Source organism: Photobacterium andalusiense (genome assembly GCF_900185625.1).
GTDB classification, from domain to species: Bacteria; Pseudomonadota; Gammaproteobacteria; order Enterobacterales; family Vibrionaceae; genus Photobacterium; species Photobacterium aquimaris.
Map to the genome: position 1 here is coordinate 88,135 of NZ_FYAJ01000001.1, position 21,991 is coordinate 110,125.

The following is a 21,991-nucleotide window of genomic DNA, read 5'->3' on the forward strand; positions in this document are numbered from 1 at the left end:
TTTTGTATTTAATAAAGAAAGGGTTTTAAATGAAAAATAGCTTTTTACGACGTCGCTTTTTTGAACTTCGTGTAGGAGTAAAAGATTTAGTATGGGGACTAAAAAACCCTGAATCTTTTAAGCGGAAAAATACGCTTAGTCCAATAATGGGTAGGTTCTCATCTTATAAATTTGAGTTGCTCTCTGGTGTTAAATCGGATGACTATCTTTCTGATGCTTTTTATTTTAATAAAGTTGAAGGAAAAATAAATAACTTTGAATTAAGTGATTATTTCAACCATAAAGGTTACCTACCTTTTATTCTGCAATCAAATGCGATTCCATTATTGTTCAATTGCATTGCTGGTATCGTTTATGATGCTGACAATAATATTGTAGATGTTAGCACGATTGCTGAAAAATTACGTAATGACCCTATTAATGATGAATTTGTCATTAAGAGAAGCGTTGGTACAGGTGGCGGTGAAAGTGTTGAAATCGGTAATGCTGAGAAAATTATTCCATTTTTTAACCTCTATCGTAAAAAGAAATATGACTTTGTTATTCAGCCTCTAGTTAAACAGCATGATAAATTAGCTGAGTTTAATCCATCATCGCTCAATACAGTACGAATTATGACATTGGCATATGACGGTGTAGTTCATCATGTTTCAAGTATGGTGAAAATGGGCGGTCCTGGTGGCAGAATTGATAATGTTAGTGCCGGTGGTTTATGCATTGGTATTAAAGATGATGGTTCATTAACTACATTTGGCTTTGATTGTTATCTAAATAAAACTACTTTGCATCCACAAACTCAGCTTGAGTTTCCTGGCAATTATGAAGTGCCTTACTTTAACGAAATGGTTGATGTTGTGAAAGAAAAGCATCAACTATTTAAGAGTCATGGCATTATTTCATGGGATGTGAGTGTTGATAATAATGGTTACGTCACTATTGTTGAATGTAATACTGCATGGAGCGGTTTAGAGTCACACCAAGCATTTCATGGGCCAGTATTTAAACAACATATGCCATATATAAAAAATATTAATTCATAATATTAAATACAATTATTGAATAATTAATAAATTATGTTTTTTGATAAACATTTAGGCTTAATATTGTTTATTTATCCTGAATTTAGGGAAATAGTTAAAATTATTAGTTAATTTATTGGAAACTAAATGCTTATAATAGTTAACACTTAATATCGAGTTGTTATTGTATTTATAGCTAAATAATGACACCAAATAATTAATGTAAATAATGCTGATAGTTATAAAGCTTATTATTTGTATTTTATATGTTTTGTTGGTGTCATTATTTTCATACATTAATTCAATAGTGACTTTGCGATATTATTTAAAAATGACCTGTGTATAATGCAAAGCTTTTCATTACACTAATAACATCGTTATATAAGGCTTACAAATGAAAGATAGCTTTGCTCGTCGCTTTGCTTATGAGATTTTGGCGAATGCTAGATATATTAAATATGGTATTAAAAATCCTAAATCTTTAAAATGTAAAAATATGCTGAGTCCATTGACCGGGCGTTTTTGGAGTCACCGCTATCAAAGTGCTTGTGGTATTGAATCAGATCTGTATTTATCTGAACCTTATTTTTATAATAATTTAGAAGCAAAAGTTAACGATTTTGGTCTCAATAAATTTTTTGATCATAAAGGTTATATTTCAAATATCCTTAATAGTAATACAGTGTTAACAATTGCAAATTGTATTGCTGGTACTATTTACGATAGTAACAATGACGTTATTGAGTTTAATGATTTAGTATCATATCTTGAACAATCACTACCAGGTACTGAGTTTGTTATCAAACGTAGTATTGGTACCGGCGGTGGAAATGGTGTTGAAATTGGTGTTGCAAATCATATAGTTCCATTTTTGACTACTTATTTTAATGCTAAATATGACTTTGTAATTCAACCAGTTATAACGCAGCATGATGATCTGGCTGTTTTTAACCCATCATCAATAAATACTGTAAGAGTGATGAGTTTTGCTTACCAAGGCAATGTTTATCCTGTTTCAACAGTATTAAGAATGGGTAATGGTGGCCGTATTGATAACTCTGCTGCTGGTGGAATATCTATTGGTGTTGATAACTCTGGTAAATTACGTGATTTTGCGATTGATCATGATTTTAAAAAGTATTATCAGCATCCAGGTACATCGATTAAATTTTCAGATGGTTATTTCATTCCTTATTATGATGAGTTATTGGAACTTGTTAAAGATAAGCATAAATGTTTAAAAAGCCACGGTATAGTTTCATGGGACTTAACAGTTGATAATGACGGAAGAATGTCAATTATTGAATATAATGCAGGTTGGGGTGAAATTAATTTCCATCAAGCAAATAATGGTCCCATATTTAAAAATCATATTAAACATATAAAAAGTATTAATAAGTGAGGGTGTAAAGTGGAAAGTCTAGAATTTAGATTGTTCTCAAAGATCATCTCTAAAATACCAATTAAGACTCGATTACAGATATTGTTTTTCCGAAAATTTAAGCGATTTATCAATTTTGATAATCCTCGGACATATAATGAAAAAATTCAGTGTAAAAAGATAGCTGATCGCAATGAACTATTAACGATTGGTGCTGATAAAATAAAAGCGAAAGATTTCGTTAAAGATATTGTTCCTGAATTATATCTACCAAAAATGTTATGGGTAGGTGATTCACCAGAGTCGCTTGATAATTTAGATTTAACAACATTACCAGAAGACTATGTATACAAAGCAAACCATACTAGTCAGACGATAGAAATTATTCGTCATGGTAATCATCTTAGTAAAGATAAGATGAAATCGTTAGCAAAAGATTGGCTTAAAAAAGATCAATCTGGTGCGCTTGGCGAATGGGCATATGAAAATATTCCACCAAGAGTCTTTATTGAAGAATATCTTGAATTTAATGGTCATGAACCTGATGACTATAAACTGTATGTATTTAATGGCAAAGTTGGTTTCATTCAGTTAGATTCCGGTCGTTTTACAAGTATGACCCGTAATCTATATGACGCTAATTGGGAAGAGCTAGGGTTTGAGTATCATCATCCTCGTCGCCATCCTGCGCCGCCTAAACCAGAATTTATAGATGAGATGATCCGTATTGCGGAAAAAATTGGTCAACATTACGATTTTGTTCGAGTCGATTTATATTTCTACGAAGGAAAAGTAACGTTCAGTGAGCTAACGATGTATTCAGCATCTGGATTTTTAACTATGCCTGATGATTGGGATTTAAAAATCGGTGATCTGTGGACACAAAATTATAAGGTGAAATAATGAAATATTTAGTGACAGGTGCTGCTGGTTTTATTGGCGCAAAAGTAAGTGAAGAATTATTAAAAAAAGGCCATGATGTTGTTGGTATTGATATCATCAATGATTATTATGACGTTGCGTTAAAAGAATCACGCTTAGCACCATTGCTAAAAGACAGTAAATTTGTCTTCAAGAAAATTGATATTGCACATTCTCAAGATGTATTAGATTTATTTGCTGCCGAAAAATTTGATCGTGTCGTTCATCTTGCAGCTCAAGCTGGTGTACGTTATTCGATTGAAAACCCAATGGCATATGCTGATAGTAACCTTGTGGGACACCTTAATATTTTAGAAGGTTGTCGTCATAATAACGTTGCTCACCTTGTTTATGCATCATCAAGTTCTGTATATGGTCTGAATGCTAAAACACCATTTTCAACTTCAGATACTGTTGATCACCCTGTATCACTTTACGCAGCAACTAAAAAATCTAATGAGTTAATGGCTCACTCGTACTCACATTTGTACAATATGCCGACTACTGGATTACGTTTCTTTACTGTTTATGGTCCTTGTGGTCGTCCAGACATGGCACCTTTTATTTTCACAAAGAAAATTCTAGATGGCGAAACAATTGATATTAACAACAATGGTGATATGTGGCGTGATTTCACTTACATCGATGACATTGTTGAAGGTGTTATTCGTATTGCAGATGTGATCCCTGCGCGTAATGATGATTGGACTGTTGAAGAAGGTACACCAGCATCAAGCTCAGCACCATACAGTGTTTATAATATCGGTCATGGTAGCCCAATTAATTTGATGGACTTTATTAAAGCTATTGAAGCTGAATTAGGCATTGAAGCAACTAAGAATTTCCGAGGTATGCAACCTGGTGATGTTTATCAAACGTATGCTGATACGCAAGATTTATTCAAAGCTACCGGCTATACCCCTAAGGTTGGCGTGAAAGAAGGCGTTGCGAACCTCGTTCGTTGGTATAAAGAATTTTATAATAAGTGATCCCATGGCAAAGATAGCTATATCAGCCAATACAAGTTGGTATTTATATAACTTTAGAAAGAACACTATATTATCGTTAATCGAAGCTGGCCATATTGTAACGGCGATTGCACCTCGAGATGATTATTCAATAAAACTTGAACAATTAGGGGCGCGATTTATTCACATTGATATTGATCAAGGTGGTACAAATCCGATTAATGATGCAAAAACGTTTTTTGCTTTTAATTCTATTTTTAAAGCTGAAAAGTTTGATGTTGTTTTAAACTTTACACCTAAAAATAATATTTATGGCACAGTGGCGGCATCAAAAAATGGCACTAAAGTCATTAATAATATTGCGGGCTTAGGTATTATTTTCATTGATGAAAATATGACAGCCAAAATTGCGCGCCGATTATATAAATTTAGTCAGCGTCGTGCTGATAAAATCTTCTTCCAAAATGAAGATGATCGCGGGTTATTTATCGATAATAAGCTGGCGGATATTTCAAAGACGGATCGCTTACCAGGCTCTGGTGCTGATCTCTCGCGTTTTGCAATATCACCAGCCGCAGATGATGGTGTAGTGAGCTTTTTATTAGTGGCACGTATGCTTTATGACAAAGGTATCGGTCATTATGTTGAAGCTGCTCGTGAATTGAAGCAACGTTACGGCGACAAAGTACAATTTAATTTACTTGGCTTTCTAGATGTAAATAATCCATCTGCTGTATCACGCGCAGAGATGCAAGTATGGGTTGATGAAGGTATTGTTAATTATCTTGGTTTTTCAGACACTGTTGAGGAAGAAATCGCGAAAGTTGATTGTATGGTATTGCCATCTTTCTATCGTGAAGGTGTCCCTAAATCATTACTTGAAGCCGGTGCAATGGGTAAACCAATAGTGACAACGGATAACGTTGGTTGTCGCGAAACGGTTGACCATGGCGTTAATGGCTATCTTTGTCAGACACGTTCAACTGCAAGCCTTGTAGAAATGCTCACTAAAATGATTGAGCATACTCATCAAGAACGTCTTGATATGGGGTTAGCAAGTCGCCAGAAAATCGAAAATGAATTCGATGAAAAAATCATAATTAATAAATATCTAACGGCTATTGAAAGCATTATCTAAGAGAGATCTCATGAAAATTACTATTGCAGGTACAGGCTACGTAGGTCTGTCAAATGCCATGTTATTGGCACAAAACAACGATGTTATTGCTGTCGACATTATCGAAGAAAAAGTAAATCTTCTTAATAATAAAAAATCACCGATTGTTGACCGTGAGATTGAATATTTCTTAGAAAACAAAGATCTAAGTTTTGTTGCCACACTTGATAAGCAAATGGCTTATCAAGATGCTGAATTCGTTATTATCGCAACACCAACTGATTATGATAGCGTTAATAACTACTTTAATACTTCTTCTGTAGAAGCGGTTATTCAAGATGTGTTAGCGATTAATCCTGATGCAGTAATGATTATTAAATCAACTGTACCTGTAGGTTATACCAAAGAAGTTAAAGAAAAGTTTGGCTGCGATAATATTATCTTCTCACCTGAATTCTTACGTGAAGGCCGTGCATTGTACGATAACCTTTATCCATCACGTATCATCGTTGGTGAACAAAGCGAGCGCGCAACAGTTTTTGCTGGCTTATTACAGCAAGGCGCGATTAAAGAAGATATCGAAGTATTGTTCACAGACTCAACAGAAGCTGAAGCGGTTAAATTGTTCTCAAACACATATTTAGCGATGCGTGTTGCTTACTTCAACGAGTTAGATACTTACGCAGAAACTAATAATCTGAATGCACGTCAAATCATTGAAGGTGTTGGCTTAGACCCACGTATTGGTAGTCACTATAATAACCCATCATTTGGTTACGGTGGTTACTGCTTACCAAAAGACACAAAGCAATTACGTGCGAACTATAAAAATGTGCCAAATAGCATTATTGGTGCGATTGTAGATGCTAACACAACACGAAAAGACTTTATTGCAGACTCTATTATTAGTCGCAATCCAAAGCGTGTAGGTATCTACCGCCTTATCATGAAGTCTGGCTCAGATAATTTCCGCGCTTCAAGTATTCAAGGTATTATGAAGCGTATTAAAGCTAAAGGTATTGAGGTTGTTATTTACGAACCAGTACTTGAAGACGCTGAATTCTTCCGCTCTAAAGTGGTTAAAGATTTGAATCAATTTAAACAAGATTGTGATGTTATTGTTTCTAATCGTATGGCTGAAGAATTAAGTGATGTAGCTGATAAAGTTTATACTCGTGATATATTCCAAGAAGATTAATAACAACGTTCAATGAGTTTTAATTTTATTATTATCTCAAGTAATTAATGAGCGCAAATAATGAAACAATAGGGGAGTAATGGTTCGCTATTATATTCTCTATTGTTTCTTTTTATATGCGAGTGTATCCAATTTAAAAAAGTGTTTGTTATGTTTACTGGATATTGTTTTATCTTTATCTCATCATTAATATTTTTATTTGTGATGAGAGTTGTAGCAAAAGTTGTTGGTTTAGTTGATAAACCCAATGCTCGAAAACACCATAAAGGTGCAATTCCTTTGGTAGGTGGTATTTCTATTTTTGCTGCTATTTCTGTTACCTTCTTATCATTTCTTCCTCATACGCGTGATTTATATTTATATTTAAGCTGTGCTCTAGTGCTAATTATTCTTGGTGCATTTGATGATCGTTTAGATATAAGTTTTAAAATACGCTTAATTGTTCAAGCTGCTATTTCTATCGCCATGATAGTTATTGGTGGTCATAGCCTACATAACCTTGGCTTCTTAATGGGCAGTGAAACAATTCAACTGTCTGTATTTACAAGCTATATTATTACTGTTATCGGTGTTATTGGTGCAATCAATGCATTTAACATGGTTGACGGTATTGATGGTTTATTAGGTGGATTAGCGGCAGTCACGATCGGTTCGATGGGCGTTGTATTTTACCTATCTGGTAATACCTATTTAGGCACTGTGTGTGGCTTGATTGTTACTGCAATCATTCCGTACATTATGCTTAACTTAGGCATTCCATTTGGCTCAAAAGCAAAAGTCTTTATGGGTGATGCTGGTAGTATGTTTATCGGTTTTACGGTTGTATGGTTATTGATCAAAGCAACGCAAGATCCAGAATCGTACGCTTTTAAACCAGTAACAGCATTATGGTTGATTGCGATTCCATTGATGGATATGGCGACAATTATGATTCGCCGTATTCGTAAGGGGCAATCACCGTTTAAACCAGACCGTGAGCACTTACACCATATATTCCAACGCCTAGGATTATCATCTCGTCAGACATTACTGACTATTTGTTCGATGGCATTAAGTTGTTCTATTATTGGTCTCTGGAGTGATTACGCAGGTGTTGCAGAGTCAACTATGTTCGTTGCTTTCTTGGTGATGTTCGTTTGTTACTTTGCTGCGATTAGTCATATCTTCCGCATTGTTACCTTTGTACGTAACATCCTCGGTCTGAAGACACATAAATCGACATCTAAATAATTAGATAATGATGTTACAGATACAAAAAAGGCCGAGTAATCGTTGATTACTCGGCCTTTTTTATATGCTGTTTATCCACTTTTTCGTATAACTTAACTCATAACTGGACTATAAACAGTAGATACAAAAACGCCTCAGCAAAATAAATTGCTAAGGCGTTGATAAATATGGCGCTCCCTGCTGGAGTCGAACCAGCGGCCTTCCCCTTAGGAGGGGGACGCTCTATCCATCTGAGCTAAGGAAGCATGTGCATAGTATACGCGAAAATGCACAGAGGTTAAGAAAATAGTATTATTGATTCAACTGCTTGGTCAGTAAATCGCCAGGTTGAATACTTGAAGCCAATTGTGGCTGGTTAACTCGTAGCTCTGCTGATTTTTCATAGACACGATCGACAGTGAGTGTAATAGCTGTTGCAACCATTCGGTTGCGTGGAATCCCTTTCTGATCGATAAAACCCGCGCTATGCCATAACTTAAGTTGATCACCATTACGCACACCATGTACACGACCGACATTAATCTGTGCTACTCCCTGATGAATATTAATGATTTCAGGTAAGCTTGCTCGACACGACAACGCACTTTCAATATCAAGCATCATATTTTGAGTAATACGCTGAATGCTTTGTCCATAAGGCGATACCCAAAAGCGAGCAGTTTTAGTATCAACATGGCTGGTGCGTGCAAACGGCCATAAGCCAATATCTCGATAACTATTTTGATAAATCATCTCACCGGTTTTGCCATCCATAATATCTAAGTTGACTGCAAACTGGCGATTGATAGTATCAGCTTGTAATAAATGATCATCGACAGTCGCTGAAAGATCGGTGATCTCGCCACTGATCAAATATTGGGCGTCATTATCTTCCGCGAGCATCATCATCGCATCAGCATGATTAGCACTAAAAGGAACTTGTGTCATCCCCGTGACTAAAAAACTTTGCGAACGTTGCTGAATATTTTTTTTCAGCACTTTTGAGAAATCATCACCTAATTGATAAATACTGCCCATTGCCGCTTGTTGAGGCTCTGCCAGTGAAAATCTACCCAGCAATAATCCTTTCTTATATTGTACCTTGTGGCAACTTTTTGCCGATGGGTAAATATCTATTCTGGCAGTGACATACATTTTGCCGCCAGCCTGTTTTTGTTCCAGCACGCTAATATGCCGAATTTCATTGCCACTAAAGCGGTATTGTTGTCGATCTTGTTGCAAATAACTTTTGAGTAACGGCAAACTGGCAATCTCACCACCAGTAAAGGTCATTGCTTGAAATACGGCGTTCTCTAAGGCATTAACTCGTGCTGTCGCCTTACTTTCAAGAATGGTTGCCTCTCCTGTTACTTGTACCCATTGCGCATGACTAGCGTTTGAGAACAGTAACCACAGACTACTCAAACAGATTGCTATTTTTTTATTCATAAAAGACCAGTTTAGGTATGTTTTTTGCTTTAATCGAGATATAGCAGCAAAGGAATGCAAAGAGTGTTCCCAATTGGTGGTTATTATTAAAGAAATTGTGTTCGTGAACGATATCTTCTTTATCACGCGTATCGAGAGTGGCAAAAAATGAACAATATTATACTGGTGATGTGCGCGCTGTTAGTTACAGCCTGTTCAGCTCCGCAAGTTTATAACGGCAAACAACAATTTTCCTCAGCAGGGTACTCATTAACAACAACGCCACGTCATACCGTTGATTATTTTGTTGAAGGCCTGACAAATCAGTTAATTGAATCGAATCAATATTTAACTGCAAGCACTCCCTTAGCTGTAACATCGTTTGTTGATCTGCAAGATATGGGAGCAACTAACTGGCTTGGTAATGTTGTCAGTGAAAACTTCATGTTTCAGATGCAGCAGCGCGGCTTTACAGTGGTTGATTACAAATCAACGGGAGTGATTAAGGTTACTCGCAATGGCGATTTTAGTATTAGCCGTAATTGGCAAGAATTATCAGGTCAACAACCGGTTGATTATGTGCTTACCGGCACCATGTTACGCCAAAGTGGTGGCGTATTGGTTAACGCACGTATTATTGGCATGCGTTCGCACGTAGTGATTGCAACCGCTCAAGGTTTTTTACCTGCAGATCGTATCGGGCGTGATTTAGATTTTATGAATAAGATTCAACTTCGAAATGGTGTGATTATGCGCACTGAACAACAACAGACCACGACTAATAATGTGGTATTACGACCTTAAGGATAAGCGCGATGACGAAATGGCTAACAGTAATGTTATTGGTCGTAGTATCAGGATGTTCAACCTCAAATAATGGCCTTAATTCAAATTTAACCCACAGTAATGAGCTAGTCTCTGCGGTTGGTTATGCATCTATCAGTGAGCAAAATGGTCGTACTCAAGAAGAAAAAAGTTTACGTGCCATGCGTGCATCAAAGCTTGATGCTTACCGTGAGTTATCTGAGCAAATATATGGTCTTCGCATATCGGCGACCACGTCACTATCTAACCAACAATTAGGCCCTGAAACCACTGATGGTGCGGTTGATGGTATTATTCGTGGTGCAAAAGTGATCCGCAGTTACCCTGTGGGTGATAGTTATGTGACTGAAATGGAATTGAATTTAGGTTTAATGGAACGTATGAAGCAACACGGTGAAGTGTTTCATGTGCCTAATAATCAGCAAGTCATGTTTTAATCTTTACGCTTTAAGGTTGGTGCCTAATGATCGAACATTTTGCGCCTTACCATCACAATTATAGGTCATTTGATGGCGGCCACGACTTTGTTGAAATAGATTATTAAGCTTATGAAAACTTAATTGTGCCCGTTGTAAAACTTCGCCATTGATGTCGTTACGCTGTTTACATAGCGTAACCAATTGTTGAATGTGTTCAACCTGTTGACTGAGTAAAGCATCATCCTGCAATTGCTGGCGCTGAGGGTGATTGGCAATCAGGTAATCGTGTTGTTGAACACTGTTAATGATCGCAAGTTTTTCTTTGGCAAATTGTTCTATTTCTAATGCGCGTCGATGCGCAATCGCTGTTTTCTCTTGGTTGAGTAATTCAGCAAGTGATACCAAAGCTGTTTGTTGTAGCTCAAGCAATTGCTCAATAGTGTGTTTCATGACCAAGATCCTTACAGTGAATACGCAATAATATTAATTGTCTTAAAGACCATTAAGTTCATCTTCAAATTTAATCATATTATTAGCAAGTTTATCGGCATCAATAGTATAACTGCCATTAGCGATGGCTTGTTTGATTTGATCCACTTTTGCAGAGTCAAAACTGGTTTCAGCTGCTAATTGTTGATGAATTTGACCGACAGCTTTGCCTTGAGAGCTTAATGAAACCGCATCGTGTTGTGGTTCAATCGCTGTTGGGGCGGTATTTTCTGTTGCCGTTTTATGAGTGTTAACTGTACGGCTAGTGTTCAGTGGTTGTCCACCACGTAAGTGATCAATGCTTGTCATAATATTGTACCTGTCGATGTCAATGGTTATAGTCAGTTATCGACGTATAGACTTCAAACTTTAGCTTTTTTTATGCGCTAATGCCAAAATATTATGCCAGTAGATGTTTAGACTCACGGTTGTATGTAGAACGATGAATTAGTACTTTACTGTGACTTCACCAACAGCTGTAATCACGCCATCAATAATACGTTTTGATTTACTGTTTTGAACTCGAATCTCATCACCTATTGCGCCATCAGATAATGCTTTTCCCGCTGTTACAATCGCTAACCCAGATTGACCTGCACGAATTAAAACACTGTCATTACGGCATACCAGGCAAATATCGTTGGCTTGAATCACATCACCCGCTTTTACCGTCCGTTTTACTTTAGAACCAATAATTTGCTGTGGTTCAGTAAAGCTAATACCACGTTGAAAACGGCTCTCTACCATTGCAACTTTAAGGTTTGCTGCACTGAGTAGTGCGCCACGGCCTAAATGGGTAGTTGCAATCACTTGTGGCAAGGTTTGTTGAACACTAACGGGAACATATAATTGCCAATTTTCACTTTTGCAGCGCACTAAAACGGTGACATTACCCGCTAATGTTTGTTTACCTGGCGTTGATGCTTGTAGTTGGCTACTACAAACAGGAAACCGTAATCGTGAATCTAGCTTGGCTGCAGTGACATTAATACTGCCAAAATCGGGCTGTATTAGGGTCTGTTTTATATGACTGACAGCGGTTTGTTGAATAAGATCTTGCTGTGAGAGTGGTGTCGCATGAATATTTCCACTAAAGCTCAGCAGTAAACTGCCGATAATCATGCAAACTAGATCTAAATATCGATGAGTGATCACGGCGTAGTATTCTCTGTCGGTGTTAGAAAGTCAGTAGTTAGACGACATATCATAAGTAATTATTCATAAAATTGCTTGTATTGGTCAGATTAATATTCTTGAGCAGGGAGCTATTTCACATGTCAGGTCTTTTAGATTCCGTTAATCAACGTACTCAGTTGGTTGGTCAAAATCGATTAGAGTTACTTACATTTCGGCTCAATCGACGCCAGCGTTATGGCATTAACGTCTTTAAAGTAAAAGAAGTTTTACAGTGCCCGAAATTAACCGCAATGCCTAATTTACATCCGTTTGTGAAAGGGGTGGCTTATATTCGAGGTCAAACCATTTCAGTGATCGATATTAGTCTCGCTATTGGCGGTCGACCTGTCGAAGATATCAGTAAGTGCTTTATTATTATTTCTGAGTTTAACCGTTCGGTGCAGGGATTTTTAGTCTCAGCGGTTGAACGGATCGTTAATATCAATTGGGAAGCTATTTTACCGCCGCCACAAGGGGCTGGTCGAAGTAATTATCTTACTGCGGTCACTGAGATTGACAATGAGCTGGTGGAAATTCTTGATGTCGAAAAAATTCTTGACCAAATATCTCCAGCAGATACCCGCTTATCAACTGAGCTACTTGATGAAATTAATCTGATTACTCCAGCAGTAAAAACCGTGTTAATTGCTGATGATTCAATGGTTGCACGGAAGCAAGTTCAGCGAGCCATTGAGTCTATCGGCTGTGATTGTATTTGTGTTAAAGATGGTAAGGAAGCATTACATACATTACAAGCTATGGCTGCTAAGGGTTGTATTTATCAACAATTGGCACTGGTTATTTCTGATATCGAAATGCCAGAAATGGATGGCTATACCTTAACGGCGGCTATTCGAGGTGATCAAGCGCTCAAAGATTTACATATTATTTTGCATACCTCTCTCAGTGGCGTCTTTAATCAAGCGATGATTGAACGGGTGGGAGCCAATGCTTTTATTCCTAAATTTAATCCTGATGAACTTGGGCAAGCGGTCAAAAATGCCATGATACCTATTATCGATACACCAGCTTCGGAAAATACGCCAGCTTAACCACCAATAAAAATCGACGTGTAGTAATAATATAACAATAATAAAGAGTGATTAATGACAACATTAACGGTAAATGATCAAGATTATCATGACTTTTGTCATTATCTTGAAGCGCAGTGTGGCATTGTTTTAGGGGACAATAAACAGTACTTAGTTCGTAGCCGTTTAAGCCCATTAATTAAACGTTTTGGTATGCAGTCTTTATCTGAGCTGTTACAACTGACACTTAGTGGACGCAATCGTGAACTGCAAGTGGCAGTGGTGGATGCGATGACAACCAATGAAACATTATGGTTTCGTGATGGTTATCCTTATACGGTGTTAGCTGACAAGGTGTTGCCAGAATTAGCGGCTAAAAGAAGACCGTTTAAAATATGGTCTGCAGCAAGTTCGTCAGGTCAAGAGCCGTATTCCATGGCGATGACCATTTTAGAACAACAGCAAAAACGACCAGGGTTATTGCCAAATATTCAGATCACAGCGACGGATATTTCCCAAACCATGCTCGATATGTGTCGTGAAGGGGTGTATGACCAGCTAGCGTTAAGTCGAGGTTTATCTGCGGCGCGTAGAAAACTATTTTTTGAACCTCATGCTAGTGGCGGCATGATGATCAATCCGCGAGTGAAGCAATTAGTCAGTTTTCGTGCGCAGAACTTAAAAGAAAGCTATGTGTTATTGGGTAAATTTGACGTGATATTTTGCCGTAATGTATTAATTTATTTTTCTGCAGAAACCAAAATCAAAGTGCTTAATCAATTAGCGGCGAGTTTAAACCCAGGCGGATATTTATTCTTAGGTGCATCAGAATCGTTAACCGGATTGTGCGATAAATTTGAAATGGTACGCTGTAACCCGGGTATCATTTATAAATTAAAATAAGAGTAAGAGTGGCGAGGTTCGAGTTTTCGAGGTTCGAGGTTCGAGGTTCAGTTTTCGAGATGTAAACTCAGCTAGAAAGATTGCTACTACATTATTAGCTCTTATTCTCGCCACTCGCCACTCGCCCCTTTTCCTACCCTCTTTTCCATCTTGGCATTGTCCTTGCTTTACATCTGTTGTCATTGTGACTGTGAACAACACCGTAGAGGCAAAATATGTCGATTTCTTTTGATAAAGCATTAGGTATTCATCAACATACCGTTGGTGCTCGCGCCACCCGCGCCGAAACTTTGGCGAGTAACTTAGCCAATGTCAACACACCTGGTTTTAAAGCAAAAGATGTCGACTTTAGCCGCGTCTTGCAATCGGCAACCGCAGGGGCAAACGTTGGCCTTAATCGTACCAATGGGCGGCATATTACTGCCTCTGGTAGTGCTAGCGGTGAACAGTTATATCGTGTACCTACCCAACCCGACAGCGGTGATGGTAATACGGTAGATGCGCAATTAGAACAAAACTTATTTATGCAAAATAGTATTGAATATCAAGCATCGTTGGATTTTTTAGGATCTAAATTTAAGAACCTCACCAAGGCATTGAAAGGGGAATAATGGATGAGTTTATTTAATATTTTTAATGTTACCGGCTCAGCCATGAGTGCCGAGTCAGTACGACTCAATACCACCTCAAGTAACCTTGCTAATGCCAACAGTGTCAGTAGTTCTGCGCAAGAAACTTATAAAGCGCGCCATCCTATTTTTGCAGCAGCACTTGATAGCGCGTCTTATCAAGGCAGTGCCAGCGTGCCAGTACAACTGCAAGGGATCGTTGAAAGTAACGAGCCATTAAGTGCTGAATATAATCCAGAGCATCCATTGGCGAATAGTGCGGGCTATATTTATAAACCGAACGTTAATGTGATGGAAGAAATGGCTAATATGATCTCAGCATCACGCTCTTATCAAAATAACGTTCAAGTTGCAGATGCCAGTAAGCAAATGCTAATGAAAACATTGCAGATGGGCAAATAAGCAAAGGAGCGAGTGTTATGACAACTATTAATGGCGCAGGGCAATCCCTTTCTTATCTTGACCAGTTAAAAGGCATGCAAGATAAAAAAATCGCGCAAGAACAGCCAACAACGGGCACGAATCAATTAAAACAAGATGATTTTTTATCGTTGTTAACCAAACAATTAGCCCAACAAGATCCGTTTAAGCCTGTGGGTAATGATCAAATGATCGCCCAAATGGCGTCTTTTGCTACTGTTGATGGCATCAATAAAATGAATGAGCAATTTGGCTCACTCAATAGTGCCATGACATCTAACCAAGCACTGCAAGCATCATCGCTGGTCGGCCAAGATGTACTTATTCCAAGTGCGTCGGCGCTAAAAAACCATGATGGTGAAATGGCGGGTATGGTGCGCATGCAACAAGGGGTGGATAACGCCATTCTACGGGTTGAAAATGAGCAAGGCGTATTAGTGAAAACCGTTACGCTTGGTGCAAAATCAGCCGGAGAGCATTCGTTTGCATGGGATGGCAAAGACGATGCTGGCAATGTGATGCCACAGGGTAAATATAACTTCTCGGTATCAGGTAATGTTGGTGGTGAAAGCCAGCAATTTGAAGTATTAACTCACGCTAATGTAAATAGCGTTTTACTGGGTAACAGCGACGGTAAAGTGATGTTAAACCTCGCTGGTGTGGCAAAACCTGTCAACCTCGCTGAAGTCTTACAAATTGGTAAAAGCGCCCAATCTGCGGCACCACTTAGTACACAACAAGGATAATTAACTGATGAGCATGAATATCGCATTAAGTGGCTTGGGTGCTGCGCAAAAGGATCTAAACACCACCAGTAATAACATTGCCAACGCAAATACCTTTGGCTTTAAAGAGTCACGAGCAGAGTTTGGTGATGTGTATTCAAATTCTATTTTCTCAAACTCTAAAACTACCACGGGTGGCGGTGTTCAAACCTCAACGGTGGCACAACAGTTCCATGAAGGTTCAAGTATTTATACCAATAACCCGTTAGATTTACGGGTATCTGGTGCCGGTTTTTTTGCGGTGGCAGATAACAAAAATGAAGCTGCCAACAGTAATTTAACCCGTAATGGCGCGTTTCAATTAAACAATGAAAATGAACTAGTTAACTCTGAAGGTAAATTTTTATTGGGTTATCCGGTGAACCAAGATACTAATACGGTAGCGTCTTATGAGGCCAAGTCACTCAAAATTAATGATGTGTTTGGACAGCCAACAAAATCAGGCACAATTAATGTGTCACTGAATTTACCTAATACAGAAACAAAGCCTAAGGCTCAGCCGTTTGACTTTAATGATCCTGATTCATTTAGCCGTTCTACCTCATCAACCATTTATGATTCATTAGGTAAGCCGTACAAAATGACCACTTATTATGTGGCAAAGTATGATCCAAATGCGATAGCACCAGACTCAACTAATGCTAATGAATGGCAAGTGTTTCAAACTATTACCGATAATAATGGTAAAGAAAAAGCATTAGATGCTAAAGCAGACTCTTTACCTGCGGGGTACTCTGCGGCAGGTGCCAATGGACATCAGGGTTATGTAATGAAATTTGATGCCAATGGGCAATTATTTCAAGGTGCGGCTGATGATCCAACAATCGAACCTCCGGAAGGCTTAATTGCACCTTCACCAACAACTATTCAAATGGAAAGTTTTGCAGAGGCCGCGATTGATGTTGGTGGCGCAGATCCAACTCAAGCATTAACCATGAAATATGATGAGCCAACTCAGTATGCGTCTGCATTTGAAGTGCGTAAATTTCAAGATGTTGATGGTGCATCTACGGGCTATTTATCCAAAGTTGATATCGATCCTGATGGCAATATCATGGCGTCTTACTCCAATGGTAAAGATTTAGTCGTCGGTCGCGTGGCAATGGCTCGGGTTGCCAATGAACAAGGGCTGACACAACTTGGCGGATCGCTATGGAATGCAACCCAAGAGTCAGGTGAAGTGGTGTGGGGTGATGCTTCCCAAGGTTCATTTGGTGCTATCAAAAGCGGCACTTTAGAGCAATCAAACATAGATATGACTCAAGAGCTGGTGGATTTGATCAGTGCTCAGCGTAACTTCCAAGCTAGTTCACGTGCTTTGGATGTTAATAATCAACTTCAGCAAAATATTCTTCAAATTCGTTAATTTCAAATGTGTTAATTATTATTAATTGCTCAACGCCACCGCTATCGGTGGCGTTTTTTTTATGTTCAGCTCTCACTTTCTGACAGTTGTTATTCTTTATTAACATCTTGGCGTAATTTTTGCTTTAAATCCGCTATTGAACAGAGGAGTGTCAAAAAAATGGATCGGGCGCTGTTTCTCGCCATGAGCGGGGCAAAACAAGATATGCAAGGTATGCGAGTACATGCCAATAACCTTGCTAACGTCAGTACAACGGGCTTTCGGGCTGACTTACAACAAGCACGTAGTATGCAGGTGTTTGGTGAAGGTGTGCCAAGCCGCGTGTTTACCATGGCTGAGCGTACTGGTAATGATTTTGCACAAGGTTCAGTGATCAATACTGGACGCGATCTTGATGTGGCTATTCAAGGTGATGGCTGGTTAGCAGTCCAAGATGCCAATGGGCAAGAAGGCTATACCCGTGCTGGGCATTTGAAAGTTGATCAAATGGGCATGCTTCAAAACAGCAATGGTCAGCTTGTTCTTGGGCGTAACGACAGCCCTATTTTTATTCCTCTACCGATCAATAAAATTGAAATAAGTAAAGACGGCACAGTGGCGGTATTACCCAAAGGTGCGCCGCCAGATACCATGGTGACCGTTGATCGTATTAAACTTGTAAAGCCTGATAATCGCAGTTTATTTAAAGATACTGATGGCTTATTTAAAGTGATTGGTAATCGTGATCCTTTAGATGCCGATGCCAGTGTTAACTTAGCCAAAGGTATGCTTGAAGGCAGTAATGTTAATGCAGTGGCTGAAATGACCAGCATGATTGATTTACAGCGTCACTTTGAAATGCAAGTGAAGTTAATGAAATCAGCTGAAGAAATGGATAAGTCTTCTTCTTCACTGATGCGTATCAGCTAATTACTAAAGGACGAGCAGCATGCATCCAGCATTATGGGTCAGTAAAACGGGTTTAGATGCCCAGCAAACCAATATCTCAACCATTTCTAATAACTTAGCTAACGCCTCGACGATTGGTTTTAAGAAAAGTCGCGCGGTTTTTGAAGATTTATTCTACCAAAACATTAATCAGCCTGGCGGTAAATCAACCCAAGATACTACTCTGCCAAGCGGCTTAATGCTCGGTGCGGGTTCAAAAGTGGTTGCGACTCAAAAAGTGTTTACTCAAGGTAATACGCAAACCACCAATAATGCCATGGACATGATGATCGAAGGCGATGGTTTTTTCCAAGTATTGCTACCTGATGGCAATATCGGTTATACCCGCAATGGTCAATTTACCATTAATGATCAAGGCATTTTAGTGACTAGCGGCAGCGGTTATCCCGTGCAGCCTGAAATTGTGGTTCCTGATAATGCAGTAGGTATTACTGTCGGTACTGATGGTGAAGTTTCGGCGCGTATTCGTGATCAACAAGAAAATGAAGTGCTAGGACAAATAACCACCGCTGATTTTATTAATCCAGCAGGTATGGAGCCGATCGGACAGAACTTATTCTTACCAACGGGTGCTAGTGGCGATCCACAAGAAGGCACGCCGGGTTTAGAAGGTTTTGGTTCTATTCGTCAATCGATGCTTGAGACCTCCAATGTTAATGTGACTGAAGAGCTAGTGAACATGATTGAGGCACAACGGGTTTATGAAATGAACTCAAAAGTGATCTCAACCGTTGACCAAATGCTAAGTTATGTTAATCAGCAATTATAACTCGACTGGTAAGGAACTTGCGGTGAAAACACACCAAAATCGTTATTGGCGTTGGAGTATTATTGCGCTGATTTGTGGCTTAAGCGGTTGTATGTCGACCCCTGATACGGTTGGCAGCGATATCGAAAAAGCCACCACCAATGTTGATGCTGTCGAAGGTAAGCAACCGCAGTCAAAAAGCTTGATTGAGCGCTTGCGTGGCCGTGAAGATGCACAAATGAACGATCCGGCGTGGAATCCAGTACGACCACAACCTAAACCAGAGCACTATGCCACTGCAACCGGGTCGTTATTTAATCAAGCTCAGGCGCAAGATTTATATGATGATACTAAGCCGCGTGGAATTGGCGATATTGTGACAATTTTGCTGGAAGAGAAAACCGCGGCCAAGAAAAGCGCCAGTTCTGATCTCGACAAAAAAACCGATCTTAATATGAAGCCGATTGATCTTGGTGGTAAGCCTGTCACTTTGCATGATTACACTTTATCTTATGAGATGGCGAATAATAACTCTTTTGCCGGTTCAACTTCTGCCGACCAAAGTAACAGTATTAAAGGCTCGATCTCGGTTGAAGTGGTCGATGTGCTCAGTAATGGGAACTTGGTGATCCGGGGTGAAAAGTGGTTAATGCTCAATACTGGCGAAGAATATATTCGTGTTAGCGGCAATATTCGTCCTGATGACATAGATCAAGATAACACTATCGCCTCGACCCGTATTTCTAATGCACGGATTCAATATTCAGGCACTGGTGATAGACAAGATATTCAGCAGCAAAATTGGCTGTCACGCTTTTTTAATGTCGCTTTCTAAGCCTCACCTTAATTCGCAGCGGAGAATCGCTTGAAAATTTCGTCAATATGTATGCTAGCCTTGGCTTTATTTACCACCACTGTGCAAGCAGCACGGATCAAAGATGTCGCTGCCGTTGCAGGCGTGCGTAGTAACCAATTAGTCGGTTATGGATTAGTGGTCGGTTTACCCGGTACTGGTGAAACCACCCCGTTTACCGAGCAAACTTTTAATGCGATGTTGCAAAACTTTGGTATTCAATTGCCCGTTGGCACTAAACCGAAAACCAAAAATGTCGCCGCCGTTGCGGTGAATGCGACCTTGCCAGCGTTTACCAAACAAGGACAGACGATTGATATTACCGTGTCTTCGATTGGTTCAGCCAAAAGTTTACGTGGCGGCACATTATTACAAACGTTTCTTAAAGGTCTTGATGGTAAAGTGTATGCGATTGCTCAAGGCAGTTTAGTGGTTGGTGGCTTTAGTGCTGAAGGTGCTGATGGCTCTAAAGTGGTGGGTAATACCCCAACAGTGGGGCGAATCACCAATGGTGCGATGGTTGAACAAGAAGTCTCAAACCCGTTTGGGCGTGGCGATTATTTAACCTTTAACTTGTACGAATCTGATTTTACTACCGCGCAACGAATGTCTGATGCGATTAATCAGTTTTTAGGTCCACAAATGGCATCAGCTGTGGATGCAACCTCGATTCGTGTTCGTGCGCCGCGAGATGTTAGTCAGCGAGTGGCTTTTTTATCAACGGTTGAAAATTTAGAGTTTGATCCCGCTGAAGGCTCGGCAAAAATCATTGTTAACTCACGCACAGGCACCATTGTTATCGGCCAGCATGTTAAGTTACGTCCAGCGGCAATTACTCATGGTGGCATGACGGTATCCATTAAAGAAAATGCGCAAGTGAGTCAGCCCAATGCCTTTGCTGGTGGTGAAACCGTGGTGGTACCTAATTCACAAATAACTGTTAATGAATCCGATGCACGTATGTTCAAATTTGAGCCGGGAGTGACCTTGGATGAATTAGTACGAGCGGTCAATCAAGTCGGCGCAGCGCCATCAGATTTAATGGCGATTTTACAAGCGTTAAAGCAAGCTGGTGCGATTGAAGGTCAGTTAATTATTATCTAATCCGTTAGTGCGTTATTACTATAAAAGGGAGCCGCAATGAAGCAAATAGAGCCGGGTTTTATTCATGACTTAAGTAATCTTGATCGCTTACGTGCAGGAATTAATAATGATAAACAAGGCTCTTTGCGAGAAGCGGCAACCCAGTTTGAATCTATTTTTACGCAGATGTTATTTAAATCGATGCGTGAGGCTAATAGCGCCTTTGAATCAGATTTAATGAGTAGCAATAACGGTAAGTTTTACCAGCAAATGCACGATGAACAACTCTCTTCGCAGCTTAGTACCACTGGTAGTTTAGGGCTGGCGGATATGATCGTTAAACAGCTCGGTGGCGAGCAACAAGATTTGAGTCAACACCAGTCGACAACCGAACTTCGGCCTCAGCAGCAACCGCAGCCATTTACGATTCGGCCAATTAATGCCGATGCGCCAGCTTTAGCCACAGCGACTGCCACAACATCACCGTTAGCAGAATCAGCGTCATTAGCGCAATTAGAGGCAGCGCCACCTATTGCAGCAAAATCAAGCGCGGTTAATGCGGTTGAAGTGGTGCCTGCTGCGGTCGCTAAACCGACAAGTTTTGCCTCGGCAGCGGAATTTGTTGATCACATGAAACCTTATGCGCAGCAAGCGGCACGTGCATTAGGCACCGATCCTGCGTTATTGATTGCTCAAGCAGCATTAGAAACTGGCTGGGGTAAAAAAGTGATCAATAATGCGCTTGGTTCAAGCAATAATTTATTTAATATTAAAGCGGATCCACGCTGGCAGGGGCAAAAGGTTGCCACTAAAACATTAGAATTTCATGATGGTATTGCCGTTCAAGAACAAGCAGCCTTTCGTGCTTATGATTCTTATCAGCACAGTTTTGATGATTTTGTTAATTTCTTACAGCATAATCCGCGCTATTCAAAAGCACTGACGCACAGCACTCAGCCGCAACAATTTATTCGTGAAATTCATCAAGCAGGCTACGCCACTGATCCTAATTACAGCAACAAAGTGTTAGCGGTAATGAAAAAAGTGCAGAGCTTATTGTGATCAGGATGATCGG

The 21,991-nt window shown here is 39.4% G+C and carries 24 protein-coding genes and 1 tRNA gene; 20 read left to right on the plus strand and 5 right to left on the minus strand.

What is annotated here, in order from left to right:
- Positions 1 to 29 precede the first annotated feature (29 nt).
- The 7 genes from PAND9192_RS00420 to wecA all read left to right on the plus strand — a co-directional run bounded on the left by PAND9192_RS00420 (position 30) and on the right by wecA (position 7,834).
- The gene (locus PAND9192_RS00420) at positions 30 to 1,040 is read left to right on the plus strand and encodes a sugar-transfer associated ATP-grasp domain-containing protein (protein ID WP_087852099.1); all 1,011 of its coding nucleotides are present in this window, start codon (positions 30 to 32) and stop codon (positions 1,038 to 1,040) included.
- Between the two features lie 373 nt (positions 1,041 to 1,413).
- Positions 1,414 to 2,421 (plus strand): sugar-transfer associated ATP-grasp domain-containing protein, encoded by a 1,008-nt coding sequence (locus PAND9192_RS00425; protein WP_087852100.1) that lies wholly within the window; start codon positions 1,414 to 1,416, stop codon positions 2,419 to 2,421.
- A gap of 9 nt (positions 2,422 to 2,430) precedes the next feature.
- Positions 2,431 to 3,303, plus strand: coding sequence for an ATP-grasp fold amidoligase family protein (locus tag PAND9192_RS00430; RefSeq protein ID WP_087852101.1), 873 nt, complete (start codon positions 2,431 to 2,433; stop codon positions 3,301 to 3,303).
- Entirely contained in the window at positions 3,303 to 4,310 is a 1,008-nt protein-coding gene (locus tag PAND9192_RS00435) for an NAD-dependent epimerase (protein ID WP_060997113.1), read from the plus strand. Before PAND9192_RS00430 ends, PAND9192_RS00435 begins: the two co-directional genes overlap by 1 nt.
- 4 nt (positions 4,311 to 4,314) lie before the next feature.
- Positions 4,315 to 5,427 (plus strand): glycosyltransferase family 4 protein, encoded by a 1,113-nt coding sequence (locus tag PAND9192_RS00440; RefSeq protein WP_087852102.1) that lies wholly within the window; start codon positions 4,315 to 4,317, stop codon positions 5,425 to 5,427.
- A 10-nt stretch (positions 5,428 to 5,437) separates the two neighbouring features.
- Positions 5,438 to 6,604: a nucleotide sugar dehydrogenase gene (locus tag PAND9192_RS00445; RefSeq protein ID WP_087852103.1), complete on the plus strand. Its 1,167-nt coding sequence runs from the start codon at positions 5,438 to 5,440 to the stop codon at positions 6,602 to 6,604.
- Positions 6,605 to 6,754: 150 nt separating this feature from the next.
- Complete coding sequence (wecA, locus tag PAND9192_RS00450) at positions 6,755 to 7,834, plus strand: UDP-N-acetylglucosamine--undecaprenyl-phosphate N-acetylglucosaminephosphotransferase (RefSeq protein ID WP_087852104.1); 1,080 nt, start codon at positions 6,755 to 6,757, stop codon at positions 7,832 to 7,834.
- A gap of 168 nt (positions 7,835 to 8,002) precedes the next feature.
- Here the strand turns inward: wecA and PAND9192_RS00455 are convergent.
- Positions 8,003 to 8,079, minus strand: a tRNA-Arg gene (locus PAND9192_RS00455).
- A gap of 46 nt (positions 8,080 to 8,125) precedes the next feature.
- Positions 8,126 to 9,262: a flagella assembly protein FlgT gene (locus PAND9192_RS00460; protein ID WP_087852105.1), complete on the minus strand. Its 1,137-nt coding sequence runs from the start codon at positions 9,260 to 9,262 to the stop codon at positions 8,126 to 8,128.
- 147 nt (positions 9,263 to 9,409) lie between these two features.
- Here PAND9192_RS00460 and PAND9192_RS00465 point away from each other — a divergent pair, with 147 nt between their 5' ends.
- The gene (locus tag PAND9192_RS00465; RefSeq protein ID WP_087852106.1) at positions 9,410 to 10,045 is read left to right on the plus strand and encodes a FlgO family outer membrane protein; all 636 of its coding nucleotides are present in this window, start codon (positions 9,410 to 9,412) and stop codon (positions 10,043 to 10,045) included.
- Between the two features lie 11 nt (positions 10,046 to 10,056).
- Positions 10,057 to 10,503, plus strand: a complete 447-nt coding sequence (locus PAND9192_RS00470; RefSeq protein ID WP_065177247.1) for an LPP20 family lipoprotein — start codon at positions 10,057 to 10,059, stop codon at positions 10,501 to 10,503.
- Between the two features lie 3 nt (positions 10,504 to 10,506).
- On the opposite strand, the gene PAND9192_RS00475 is transcribed toward PAND9192_RS00470, so the two are convergent.
- From PAND9192_RS00475 to flgA, 3 genes are all read right to left on the minus strand, one after another.
- A complete protein-coding gene (locus tag PAND9192_RS00475) occupies positions 10,507 to 10,935 on the minus strand; it encodes a flagella synthesis protein FlgN (RefSeq protein ID WP_087852107.1) in 429 nt (142 codons plus the stop codon).
- 42 nt (positions 10,936 to 10,977) lie between these two features.
- Positions 10,978 to 11,283 carry a flagellar biosynthesis anti-sigma factor FlgM gene (flgM, locus tag PAND9192_RS00480; RefSeq protein WP_087852108.1) on the minus strand — a complete coding sequence of 102 codons (306 nt, stop codon included), beginning with the start codon at positions 11,281 to 11,283 and terminating at the stop codon, positions 10,978 to 10,980.
- A 138-nt stretch (positions 11,284 to 11,421) separates the two neighbouring features.
- Entirely contained in the window at positions 11,422 to 12,096 is a 675-nt protein-coding gene (flgA, locus tag PAND9192_RS00485; RefSeq protein WP_200817765.1) for a flagellar basal body P-ring formation chaperone FlgA, read from the minus strand.
- A gap of 152 nt (positions 12,097 to 12,248) precedes the next feature.
- On the opposite strand from flgA, the gene PAND9192_RS00490 reads away from it, so the two are divergent.
- From PAND9192_RS00490 to flgJ, 11 genes are all read left to right on the plus strand, one after another.
- Positions 12,249 to 13,202: a chemotaxis protein gene (locus PAND9192_RS00490; protein WP_087852110.1), complete on the plus strand. Its 954-nt coding sequence runs from the start codon at positions 12,249 to 12,251 to the stop codon at positions 13,200 to 13,202.
- A 54-nt stretch (positions 13,203 to 13,256) separates the two neighbouring features.
- On the plus strand, positions 13,257 to 14,084 hold the full coding sequence (locus PAND9192_RS00495; RefSeq protein WP_087852111.1) for a CheR family methyltransferase: 828 nt from the start codon (positions 13,257 to 13,259) through the stop codon (positions 14,082 to 14,084).
- A 215-nt stretch (positions 14,085 to 14,299) separates the two neighbouring features.
- On the plus strand, positions 14,300 to 14,695 hold the full coding sequence (gene flgB, locus PAND9192_RS00505) for a flagellar basal body rod protein FlgB (protein WP_087852113.1): 396 nt from the start codon (positions 14,300 to 14,302) through the stop codon (positions 14,693 to 14,695).
- Positions 14,696 to 14,698: 3 nt separating this feature from the next.
- Positions 14,699 to 15,115 carry a flagellar basal body rod protein FlgC gene (gene flgC, locus PAND9192_RS00510; protein WP_065166477.1) on the plus strand — a complete coding sequence of 139 codons (417 nt, stop codon included), beginning with the start codon at positions 14,699 to 14,701 and terminating at the stop codon, positions 15,113 to 15,115.
- A gap of 17 nt (positions 15,116 to 15,132) precedes the next feature.
- Positions 15,133 to 15,879 (plus strand): flagellar hook assembly protein FlgD, encoded by a 747-nt coding sequence (locus PAND9192_RS00515; RefSeq protein WP_087852114.1) that lies wholly within the window; start codon positions 15,133 to 15,135, stop codon positions 15,877 to 15,879.
- Positions 15,880 to 15,886: 7 nt separating this feature from the next.
- Entirely contained in the window at positions 15,887 to 17,284 is a 1,398-nt protein-coding gene (flgE, locus tag PAND9192_RS00520; protein ID WP_087852115.1) for a flagellar hook protein FlgE, read from the plus strand.
- Positions 17,285 to 17,443: 159 nt separating this feature from the next.
- Positions 17,444 to 18,193, plus strand: a complete 750-nt coding sequence (gene flgF / locus PAND9192_RS00525; RefSeq protein WP_060997099.1) for a flagellar basal-body rod protein FlgF — start codon at positions 17,444 to 17,446, stop codon at positions 18,191 to 18,193.
- 19 nt (positions 18,194 to 18,212) lie between these two features.
- Positions 18,213 to 19,001, plus strand: a complete 789-nt coding sequence (gene flgG / locus PAND9192_RS00530) for a flagellar basal-body rod protein FlgG (protein ID WP_060997098.1) — start codon at positions 18,213 to 18,215, stop codon at positions 18,999 to 19,001.
- A 91-nt stretch (positions 19,002 to 19,092) separates the two neighbouring features.
- A complete protein-coding gene (locus PAND9192_RS00535) occupies positions 19,093 to 19,815 on the plus strand; it encodes a flagellar basal body L-ring protein FlgH (RefSeq protein WP_065166575.1) in 723 nt (240 codons plus the stop codon).
- A gap of 51 nt (positions 19,816 to 19,866) precedes the next feature.
- Complete coding sequence (locus PAND9192_RS00540; protein WP_370738372.1) at positions 19,867 to 20,937, plus strand: flagellar basal body P-ring protein FlgI; 1,071 nt, start codon at positions 19,867 to 19,869, stop codon at positions 20,935 to 20,937.
- Between the two features lie 36 nt (positions 20,938 to 20,973).
- On the plus strand, positions 20,974 to 21,978 hold the full coding sequence (flgJ, locus tag PAND9192_RS00545) for a flagellar assembly peptidoglycan hydrolase FlgJ (RefSeq protein ID WP_087852117.1): 1,005 nt from the start codon (positions 20,974 to 20,976) through the stop codon (positions 21,976 to 21,978).
- Positions 21,979 to 21,991 lie beyond the last annotated feature (13 nt).

Excerpts from the sequence above, each read along its gene's own strand:
- PAND9192_RS00420 (WP_087852099.1), top strand. The coding sequence starts at position 30 with ATGAAAAATAGCTTTTTACGACGTCGCTTTTTTGAACTTCGTGTAGGA.
- PAND9192_RS00425 (WP_087852100.1), top strand. The coding sequence starts at position 1,414 with ATGAAAGATAGCTTTGCTCGTCGCTTTGCTTATGAGATTTTGGCGAAT.
- PAND9192_RS00435 (WP_060997113.1), top strand. The coding sequence starts at position 3,303 with ATGAAATATTTAGTGACAGGTGCTGCTGGTTTTATTGGCGCAAAAGTA.
- PAND9192_RS00440 (WP_087852102.1), top strand. The coding sequence starts at position 4,315 with ATGGCAAAGATAGCTATATCAGCCAATACAAGTTGGTATTTATATAAC.
- PAND9192_RS00445 (WP_087852103.1), top strand. The coding sequence starts at position 5,438 with ATGAAAATTACTATTGCAGGTACAGGCTACGTAGGTCTGTCAAATGCC.
- wecA (WP_087852104.1), top strand. The coding sequence starts at position 6,755 with ATGTTTACTGGATATTGTTTTATCTTTATCTCATCATTAATATTTTTA.
- PAND9192_RS00460 (WP_087852105.1), bottom strand. The coding sequence starts at position 9,262 with ATGAATAAAAAAATAGCAATCTGTTTGAGTAGTCTGTGGTTACTGTTC.
- PAND9192_RS00465 (WP_087852106.1), top strand. The coding sequence starts at position 9,410 with ATGAACAATATTATACTGGTGATGTGCGCGCTGTTAGTTACAGCCTGT.
- PAND9192_RS00470 (WP_065177247.1), top strand. The coding sequence starts at position 10,057 with ATGACGAAATGGCTAACAGTAATGTTATTGGTCGTAGTATCAGGATGT.
- PAND9192_RS00475 (WP_087852107.1), bottom strand. The coding sequence starts at position 10,935 with ATGAAACACACTATTGAGCAATTGCTTGAGCTACAACAAACAGCTTTG.
- flgM (WP_087852108.1), bottom strand. The coding sequence starts at position 11,283 with ATGACAAGCATTGATCACTTACGTGGTGGACAACCACTGAACACTAGC.
- flgA (WP_200817765.1), bottom strand. The coding sequence starts at position 12,096 with ATGATTATCGGCAGTTTACTGCTGAGCTTTAGTGGAAATATTCATGCG.
- PAND9192_RS00490 (WP_087852110.1), top strand. The coding sequence starts at position 12,249 with ATGTCAGGTCTTTTAGATTCCGTTAATCAACGTACTCAGTTGGTTGGT.
- PAND9192_RS00495 (WP_087852111.1), top strand. The coding sequence starts at position 13,257 with ATGACAACATTAACGGTAAATGATCAAGATTATCATGACTTTTGTCAT.
- flgB (WP_087852113.1), top strand. The coding sequence starts at position 14,300 with ATGTCGATTTCTTTTGATAAAGCATTAGGTATTCATCAACATACCGTT.
- flgC (WP_065166477.1), top strand. The coding sequence starts at position 14,699 with ATGAGTTTATTTAATATTTTTAATGTTACCGGCTCAGCCATGAGTGCC.
- PAND9192_RS00515 (WP_087852114.1), top strand. The coding sequence starts at position 15,133 with ATGACAACTATTAATGGCGCAGGGCAATCCCTTTCTTATCTTGACCAG.
- flgE (WP_087852115.1), top strand. The coding sequence starts at position 15,887 with ATGAGCATGAATATCGCATTAAGTGGCTTGGGTGCTGCGCAAAAGGAT.
- flgF (WP_060997099.1), top strand. The coding sequence starts at position 17,444 with ATGGATCGGGCGCTGTTTCTCGCCATGAGCGGGGCAAAACAAGATATG.
- flgG (WP_060997098.1), top strand. The coding sequence starts at position 18,213 with ATGCATCCAGCATTATGGGTCAGTAAAACGGGTTTAGATGCCCAGCAA.
- PAND9192_RS00535 (WP_065166575.1), top strand. The coding sequence starts at position 19,093 with ATGTCGACCCCTGATACGGTTGGCAGCGATATCGAAAAAGCCACCACC.
- PAND9192_RS00540 (WP_370738372.1), top strand. The coding sequence starts at position 19,867 with ATGCTAGCCTTGGCTTTATTTACCACCACTGTGCAAGCAGCACGGATC.
- flgJ (WP_087852117.1), top strand. The coding sequence starts at position 20,974 with ATGAAGCAAATAGAGCCGGGTTTTATTCATGACTTAAGTAATCTTGAT.